This is a genomic window from Okeania sp., from assembly GCF_983059655.1.
In genome coordinates, this window is the sequence record NZ_CEZPJD010000160.1 from 3,710 (window position 1) to 12,527 (window position 8,818).

At 38.2% G+C, this 8,818-nt stretch carries 6 protein-coding genes and 1 pseudogene; 1 reads left to right on the top strand and 6 read right to left on the bottom strand.

Translation table 11 applies throughout. The features are described 5' to 3' along the window. Window positions 1-204 precede the first annotated feature (204 nt). The 6 genes from tuf to AC3DU7_RS11405 all read right to left on the bottom strand — a co-directional run bounded on the left by tuf (window position 205) and on the right by AC3DU7_RS11405 (window position 6,792). Window positions 205-1,434, bottom strand: coding sequence for an elongation factor Tu (gene tuf / locus AC3DU7_RS11380; RefSeq protein WP_488039464.1), 1,230 nt, complete (start codon window positions 1,432-1,434; stop codon window positions 205-207). A 511-nt stretch (window positions 1,435-1,945) separates the two neighbouring features. Continuing rightward, window positions 1,946-4,021: an elongation factor G gene (gene fusA, locus AC3DU7_RS11385; RefSeq protein WP_488039465.1), complete on the bottom strand. Its 2,076-nt coding sequence runs from the start codon at window positions 4,019-4,021 to the stop codon at window positions 1,946-1,948. Window positions 4,022-4,383: 362 nt separating this feature from the next. Continuing rightward, on the bottom strand, window positions 4,384-4,854 hold the full coding sequence (rpsG, locus tag AC3DU7_RS11390; protein ID WP_488039466.1) for a 30S ribosomal protein S7: 471 nt from the start codon (window positions 4,852-4,854) through the stop codon (window positions 4,384-4,386). Between the two features lie 117 nt (window positions 4,855-4,971). Then, window positions 4,972-5,346, bottom strand: a complete 375-nt coding sequence (gene rpsL, locus AC3DU7_RS11395) for a 30S ribosomal protein S12 (RefSeq protein WP_293076243.1) — start codon at window positions 5,344-5,346, stop codon at window positions 4,972-4,974. Window positions 5,347-6,026: 680 nt separating this feature from the next. Continuing rightward, on the bottom strand, window positions 6,027-6,350 hold the full coding sequence (locus AC3DU7_RS11400; RefSeq protein ID WP_488039467.1) for a HesB/IscA family protein: 324 nt from the start codon (window positions 6,348-6,350) through the stop codon (window positions 6,027-6,029). Window positions 6,351-6,381: 31 nt separating this feature from the next. Then, on the bottom strand, window positions 6,382-6,792 hold the full coding sequence (locus tag AC3DU7_RS11405) for a phosphomannose isomerase type II C-terminal cupin domain (protein WP_488039468.1): 411 nt from the start codon (window positions 6,790-6,792) through the stop codon (window positions 6,382-6,384). 1,764 nt (window positions 6,793-8,556) lie between these two features. Here AC3DU7_RS11405 and AC3DU7_RS11410 point away from each other — a divergent pair. Further along, window positions 8,557-8,818 (top strand): annotated as a pseudogene (locus AC3DU7_RS11410) (RNA-guided endonuclease TnpB family protein); the annotation flags it as partial.

The window sequence follows — 8,818 nt, forward strand, 5'->3', positions numbered from 1 at the left end:
TAGATAACTAGAGCCTTTTCCTTCTTCTACCTGACCTATGGACATTGCATACTAATGTTCTTACCTTATGCAACAAACATTTATCATGCTTGGTATTAGACTCAATTATTTAGAGCAAAATTAACTTTCATTAATAAGCAGCAGAAAAGCAAATATCAATTTACATAAGTACTTTTCTGCCACTTAATTTTTGAGAAAGTTGTTCTACTCTAGAATTTTAGAAACAACACCAGCACCAATAGTCCTCCCACCTTCACGAATGGCAAAACGCATACCTTGTTCAATGGCCACTGGGTTGATTAGTAGAACTGTCATTTTAATCCGGTCACCAGGCATTACCATTTCTGCTGCACTGCCATCATCAGCAGTAAAAGACTCAATAGCACCAGTCACATCTGTGGTCCGAATGTAGAATTGAGGGCGATAATTGGGGAAGAAAGGTGTATGACGTCCTCCTTCTTCCTTTTTCAGAACATATACTTCTGATTCAAATTTCTTGTGAGGAGTAATAGAACCTGGTTTAGCCAAAACCATACCACGTTGAATATCATCTTTCTGCATACCACGCAGTAGTAATCCCACATTATCACCAGCCATTCCTTCGTCCAGAATTTTCTGGAACATTTCCACACCTGTAACTGTAGTACTACGAGTGTCTCTGATACCTACCAATTCTACTGTTTCGCCCACTTTGACTTTACCACGTTCAATCCGGCCTGTAGCTACAGTACCACGACCAGTAATAGAGAATACGTCCTCTACCGCCATGAGGAAAGGCTTATCAACATCACGTTCTGGTGTAGGAATATACCCATCAACCTCATCCATCAGAGCCAGAATTTTATCTACCCACTCATTTTCACCCTTTCCTATACTTGGGTTAGCTGTTAGTGCTTCTACTGCCTGTAAAGCAGACCCAGAAGCGATGGGTATATTATCTCCATCAAAATCATAGTCACTTAAAAGTTCCCGGACTTCCAGTTCTACCAGTTCCAAAAGTTCCTCATCATCCACCATATCTTGTTTGTTGAGGAAAACAACAATATTAGGAACCCCTACCTGTTTGGCCAATAGAATATGCTCGCGAGTCTGGGGCATTGGACCATCAGCAGCAGAAACTACCAGAATTGCACCGTCCATTTGAGCTGCACCAGTAATCATATTTTTTACATAGTCAGCGTGTCCGGGACAATCAACATGGGCATAGTGGCGTCCTTCTGTTTCATACTCTACATGAGCAGTATTAATTGTGATACCCCGTGCTTTCTCTTCTGGAGCTGCATCAATATCAGCATAATTCCTTGCCTTAGCTTTTCCTTGCGCTGCTAGACTCATTGTAATTGCAGCAGTCAAGGTTGTCTTACCGTGGTCAACGTGGCCAATAGTTCCAATATTGACGTGAGGCTTATTTCTTTCAAATTTTGCGCGTGCCATTAATTACTTGTTCCTTTTTTCCATTGTTAATCTCGCTTCCCTCAAATTTAGGAAACGGATGCACTGATTAATATTGACATATTCTCCCGTTATAATCTTTGATTTAATGGGAGATTCCCAAACCTCACGATTTAGGTTTACTGCTTTAATGGCACTTATCTAGACTGTTGCCAGCCCCCGACAATGCACCTACACAGTCAATTTATTCTACGATCTGCCCAACCGCAGTGACACCTCAATGATGGAGTGCTTATTGTTTGTTTGGTTGCGATTCATCTCTCGGTAAATCGGAGATTATACCTGGAGTCCTCTCGCTCCATTTTTGATAAATAAATTTTGAAAACTATGCCTATCTCTTTACCTAAATCTTTGTTAGCTTCAGTTTTAGACAATTACCTAAATTTTTTTTAGTAATCTGTAAGTTTTCATTTACTTATCAATTATTTTATTTTCACATTATTCAACCCAAAGCTAAAATTTTAACCTAAAAAATAGACAATTTCACAAACTACTAAACATATCCTCTGCTTTTAGCAATGATAGTCTCAGCCACATTACGAGGCACTTCCTCATAATTACTAAATTCCATCGAAAACATACCACGACCTTGAGTCTTTGACCTCATATCAGTAGCATAACCAAACATTTCTGCCAAAGGAACCTTTGCCGTTACTTTAGCCACGCTTGATTCTAACTCTTGATTCTCTATTTGTCCTCTTCTAGAGTTTAGGTCTCCAATAATATTACCGATAAAATCTTCAGGTACTTCTACCTCTACTTTCATCATAGGCTCCAATAATACAGGTAAAGCCTTAGTAACACCTTCCCTGATTGCCATAGAACCAGCAATTTTAAAAGCCATTTCTGAAGAATCCACATCATGGTAAGATCCATCTACCAGAGTAGCCTTAACATCTATTAATGGATAACCAGCCAAAACACCTGCTTCACAAGCCTCTTTCATTCCTTGCTCTGCTGGACTAATAAATTCTTTAGGTACTGTCCCTCCAACAATTTTAGAGACAAACTCAAAGCCACTACCTAGCTCTCCTGGTTCGATCTCTACGACCACATGGCCATACTGACCTTTACCACCACTTTGACGGATAAATTTACCTTCGGCCTCAACCTGTTGGCGAATAGTCTCTCGGTAAGCCACCTGTGGTTGACCCACATTTGCTTCCACCTTATACTCCTGAAGCATCCTATCTACCAAAATTTCCAGATGCAGTTCACCCATACCAGCAATTACAGTTTGATTGGTTTCTGGATCGACACTCACTCGGAATGTAGGATCTTCATCAGAAAGAGCCTGAAGCGCCTGAGATAATTTCTCCATATCTTGTTTAGTTTTGGGTTCCACAGCCACAGATATAACTGGCTCAGGAACATAAAGAGACTCCAGGATAATTGGTTTATCTTTATCACAAACAGTATCACCTGTCAAGGTATGTTTCATACCTACAACTGCTCCTAAACCTCCTGCCCGCAGTTCATCTACATCTATTTTTTCATCAGCTTTTAGAACAATTAGACGAGAAATTCTTTCTTTCTTATCTTTAGTAGAATTGAGGATATAACTACCCTTAGAAAGTACTCCAGAATATACCCTTAAAAAGGTGAGACGACCATAAGGATCTGCCATAATTTTGAATGCCAGAGCTGCTAGAGGAGCTTCATCATCTGAATGTCTTGTACCTAGCTCTCCATTTGGCAATGTCCCTTCAATTGCTGGGACTTCTGTTGGAGCGGGCAAATAATCTACTACTGCATCAAGTAGAAGTTGAACACCCTTATTTTTAAAAGCTGAACCACATAACATTGGTACAACTGTACCTTTAATAGTGGCTTGACGTAGAGCTTTACGAAGTTCTTCTTCTGTGAATTCCTCACCTTCAAGGTACTTTTCTGTCAGAGCATCATCTGTTTCTGCCACTGACTCAACTAACTTAAGACGATATTCTTGAACTAACTCTTCTACTTCTGCTGGAATTTCCGTTTCTTGAATATCTGTTCCGAGGTCATTGGTGTAGATAAAAGCTTTCATCCCCACCAAATCTACAATTCCCCTAAATTCACTTTCACTACCAATAGGAATTTGGACCGGAACTGCATTAGCTCGGAGGCGATCGCGAATTTGCTCATATACCTTGAAGAAGTTAGCCCCTGTCCTGTCCATCTTATTCACAAAGGCCATACGAGGCACTTCGTAACGGTCAGCTTGACGCCAGACAGTTTCTGATTGAGGTTGTACTCCTCCTACCGAGCAGAATACAGCAATTATTCCATCCAGAACCCTCATAGAACGTTCTACTTCTATAGTGAAGTCTACGTGTCCTGGTGTATCAATTATATTAATTTGATGGCCTAACCACTTAGTGCTAATAGCAGCAGCAGTAATAGTAATTCCACGATCTCGCTCTTGAGGCATCCAGTCGGTAACTGCGGTCCCATCGTGAACTTCTCCCATTTTATGTACTATACCGGAATAAAATAGGATTCTTTCTGTTGTTGTTGTCTTACCCGCATCTATATGAGCTGCAATGCCAATATTTCGCACCCGCTCAAGTGGCATAGTACGTCCCACAGTTACCTCCTTAAATAATGGATAATGAATAATGGATAATGGATAATGAAAACTATTTCTAATTAGGGTTTGCTGAATAAAGTCTTTGTAAGGAGTAGGTAGGGATATCACATAAAAGTCCGCACAAAGTCCGTACATAGTCTGCAGAAGTGGGAGTTTTTCAACAATTGATAAAAGAGGTGGTCGCCCCTTAATTTTTCTGCCATACCTACCCCAAGATTCTCACTTTTGCAGCTTTATAAACCGAAAAGTTAGTCCTTTTTCATAACCTAAAAATAGCTCAAACTTTATATCTGTAAATACTTTGATATTTAATCAGCAAAACCTAATTATCAATTATCAATTATCCATTGTCCATTTAATTAGTAACGATAGTGAGCAAAAGCCTTATTTGCTTCTGCCATTCTATGAGTTTCTTCTCGCTTACGAACTGCATTACCTGTTTCGTTAGCTGCATCCATTAATTCATTGGCCAATTTTAAAGCCATTGTTTTTCCGCCTCTAGTTCTAGAATATTGGACCAACCAACGCAGAGCCAGGCTAGTTCCACGATCTGAGCGGACTTCCATCGGCACTTGGTATGTTGCACCACCCACACGACGGGCTTTAACTTCTACTAAAGGAGTTACATTCCGGACTGCTTTTTCAAATAGTTCTAGAGGGTCTGAACTTGTTCTTTCTTCAATAGTTTTAAACGCATCGTACACGATATTAAATGCCAAAGATTTTTTACCGTGACGCATTATGCGTCGTACCATCATACTTACTAATCGACTATTGTACTGTGCATCTGGAGGAACAGGACGTCTTTGAACAACTCTACGACGAGACATATTATTGCAACCAATAAACTAAACTTTTAATAATTTAAATTTGACTAATAGGTACAAAATTCAATATTAAATACTAAATTTTACCTAATTTTTTCTTGAATTTTGCATTCTAATAACTTAGGCTTTAGGCTTTTTGGCCCCATACTTAGAACGACTTTGTTTACGATCTTTAACTCCTGCGGTATCTAGTGTGCCACGAATAATGTGATATCTCACACCAGGCAGGTCTTTAACCCTACCACCTCTAATCATAACTACAGAGTGTTCTTGTAGGTTATGACCAATACCAGGAATATAGGCCGTTACTTCAAAGCCAGAAGTTAGACGCACCCTAGCCACCTTACGGAGAGCTGAGTTAGGCTTTTTTGGTGTCGTGGTATATACTCTCGTGCATACTCCACGACGTTGAGGGCAACTTTTAAGAGCTGGAGATTTAGTTTTCTTCTGAGTTTCTTGACGAGCTGAATGAATTAGCTGTTGGATTGTTGGCATGAGTTATGAGTAACAGTTTTCCTTTTGACATCCTCCCCGGCTGTTAGGCACGGGGATTCCTACCGAGCCGTAGCTCCTCGGCGAGTTGACGTTTCATTGACTGCTGCTGCCTTGACGGTAGTCTTACGCTTGCCTCCGCGTCCGTTTACAGTCTCGGAATGCCCTCCCGCGACTTATCAAAAATTCTTGTGGGTAAATTTTGTGCCTTCAAGGAGCGAACTGCTCATTGACCTGAAAGCTTCCCTTGTTCTGCTCTCAACTGAAGGAGTTTCGACCTAATCTTCTTTTCTACAGTATCTATGAAACAAGGCGGGTGTTGAAACCAATGCTAATTATAACATGGAAAGTCACCCGCTTATGGGCGAGGCTTTAAACCCAATTTTTCGGTAATTCTTCTTAATTTGTTCCCAATAAAATTTCAATAAGAAGTATATCTTGGTCAATTACTTTGATCTTTAAAAAATATCCACTTGATAAAATAGCCTCTTTTAACGAAGCTATTATTTAACTATTATGAATAAATTACCGCTGCCCCATAGGAACCTTTGGTGCAACGGCCTATTTTTCAGAAAGTTTAGGGAAATTATCAAAACATTAATTTTTTACTTTAATCCCTAGTCATTCTAAAAAACTTTACAAACAATCTTTGATTGTAGGTTAGTAATACGCTTTTGTCAACATTAAATAGAGAAGGAACTTCCACAACCACAAGTAGCTTTAGCATTAGGATTGTTAAATCGGAAACCTCCACCCATAAGATCCTCAGAATAGTCCAAGGTTAATCCATTCAGATAGTTTAGTTGTTCAGAGTCAACTACGACTTTAACTTTCCCACACTCATAAACTCGATCGTTACTAGCTAACTGTTCGTCAAACTCCATTATGTAACAGAAACTACAGCAGCCACCAGATTTAAGCTTCAAACGAAATAAAGCATTTGAATTTTGATGCTTAGACCTTAGACGAACAATTTCTTGGACTGCTGCTTCGCTCAAATTAATCATTCACAAATTTTTTTTGCTTACCAGTTTAAGATTAGGATTTTGTACGGGCATAATCATCTTGAAAACGAACAATATCATCTTCTCCAAGGTACTCTCCATTCTGTACTTCAATCAATACTAAAGGAATAACTCCAGGATTTTCTAAGCGATGAGAAGTACATTGAGGTACATAAGTAGATTGATTGTTTTGTAGAATTTCTTCTTTGTCTCCACAGAAAACCTTAGCAGTTCCTGAGACAACAATCCAATGCTCGCTACGATGGTAGTGCATTTGTAGACTTAGTCTATGCCCTGGTTTAACCTCTATTCGCTTGATTTTGTATCCAACTCCATCTTCTAAAACTGTGAAAGATCCCCAAGGACGTTCGGTGGTAGGCAGTCCTTTTAAGGAAGAAGGTATAGACAATTTAGGGGTTTGGGCTACTTCTTTAACTTGTACCATTTTTTTGCGGTCTCCAAAAAAGTAAAATACTAAATACTTATGGTTATTTTTAATCTCCTGAACTCAGAGATTATTAGAGACTATATCTATATCTCTAGAATCTGGTACACAAACAATTCTCTTACCTGGTATTTATAGAGGTTCAGACTAAATACAAATACTCTAGGGGTTGAGTCAAATTAGATACCATATCAACCATAGCAAAACTACCCCTATTACTGTCATCCCCTATTCAAGCTTTTTGAATATCTCTATCAAATCTTCATATATCTATGGCGCTACACTAAATAAGGCACGGACATTTCTCTATTCCCAGGTTCCTGATACGGTGTTTCTTCATAACTAAAGTTTATTGTCAAGCGCCAAAAGACTTAATGCTATAGAGTTATTGGAAGAAGGCAGAAGAGAAATTCCTTATGGATAGTGTCTTCGACACGCTAATCAGTGTTTACAAACCCAAGTAATTTTAAGCCACCTCATTGACTATGGGCTATTAAACCTATTTTTATACAAAATTAAATGAATTTGATCTTACCCAAAAGACGAAATTACACACCATTTGTAGGGATTATGCGTAAGTCCTAATCGCTAAAGTATTGCTTCATTCTGCTTTAGCTTTCTTCAGATTTTTTAAGCTTCATACTATTGATGTGTACTATACAATTTGGTATCATAATTAACTAGCTCCTGAAAAATTATACTGTGCTGTGGGTATGCGTAAGGCCCAAATCCTAGAAGTAAGATTGGATTTTAGAGGTATGTCCATAAGTCATTGACATCCTCCCGACGCTGACCTAAACCTGCAGCACGGGATTCCCATCGATCATTCAAACAGACGCTTGCTGAACAAATGACTCAGGGCGGGTTAATACCTCACTGGAAAATGCTGGCTTGCCAGTCTAACTCTTCCTCCGTGCCCGTTTAACGTCTCCCAGTGCCCCTCGGCGACTTGATTAAAAGGCGATATTAATCTCAACTTTGGTTTTTGCTTGAGTAACGCTTGCATTTTAACAAAACATCTGTAAAACCGCTCTTATTGATTGGTTTTCCCATCTCTGCGATCCCCTACAGGAGAGCGCGGGTCTTCAACCAACCTTGAGATAAAAATATTTTTATCTAAAATCTAAATATATTGAGAGTGAAAAAATTAAAAAATATATAAGCCTATTAGATCTAATAAACACTTGACTATAATTAAGTAAAACAATTCTAACTAAATGATGAGCTATAAGCGACAAGCATGAAAGCAAAATTAAAGCTCATACTAATATTAAGTTGAAACATAATTGGCAAAGATTGCACTCTAAATCTAACTCAATTGACAAATAAGAAATTAGTGTGAGCTGAGTGCTTCATCATAAATCAGTTGAGTGTAACTTAGAGTATTTTTTGTATCATAATTATTTTCAAGCAATCATTAAGATAGTTGATAGAATAGCAAAAACAGCGTTTTTGTAGGCTTTAGTGGTAGATAATATAGCTTGCTATTTGTGTCAAATCTTAATATTTTTATAAAGAAAATGAGGAAAGCACGAATTATTATACCAAGTATTATATTAATCTTCAAACAATATTAAATTTTCACTCAATTGTGGGGCTTGTTTTGTAGTGTATGTATTCCAAGCAAGTAGCAATAGGATGAGATGAACAGTTATATCAAGGGTGATTAACTGTTAAACTTAAACCGTAGAAAATAGTTGTAAAATTAACAAAAGTGTTGTAATATTAAACAGCTAATAACTTAAGATGAAAAATAACAGGTAAATGCGACTGGTTGATAGACATATTATTAACCGAACACATCAATATTGGCGGGTGTGTGATGAATTAGCCTTTAAATCAAAAAACTTGTACAACCTGGCTAACTATTATTGTCGTCAGCATTTTTTCAAGTACTCAAAAAGTCTAGATTTAACTAAACTGTACCACGCCACCAAAAATAGCGATGCCTACAAAGTATTACCAACTAAAGTATCAAAACAAATAATAAAATGCTTGGTTGCAACTTGGCGTGGTTATTTTCAGG

Coding starts and splice junctions, on each gene's coding strand:
- tuf (WP_488039464.1), bottom strand. CDS start 1,434: ATGGCACGCGCAAAATTTGAAAGAAATAAGCCTCACGTCAATATTGGA.
- rpsG (WP_488039466.1), bottom strand. CDS start 4,854: ATGTCTCGTCGTAGAGTTGTTCAAAGACGTCCTGTTCCTCCAGATGCA.
- rpsL (WP_293076243.1), bottom strand. CDS start 5,346: ATGCCAACAATCCAACAGCTAATTCATTCAGCTCGTCAAGAAACTCAG.
- AC3DU7_RS11400 (WP_488039467.1), bottom strand. CDS start 6,350: ATGATTAATTTGAGCGAAGCAGCAGTCCAAGAAATTGTTCGTCTAAGG.
- AC3DU7_RS11405 (WP_488039468.1), bottom strand. CDS start 6,792: ATGGTACAAGTTAAAGAAGTAGCCCAAACCCCTAAATTGTCTATACCT.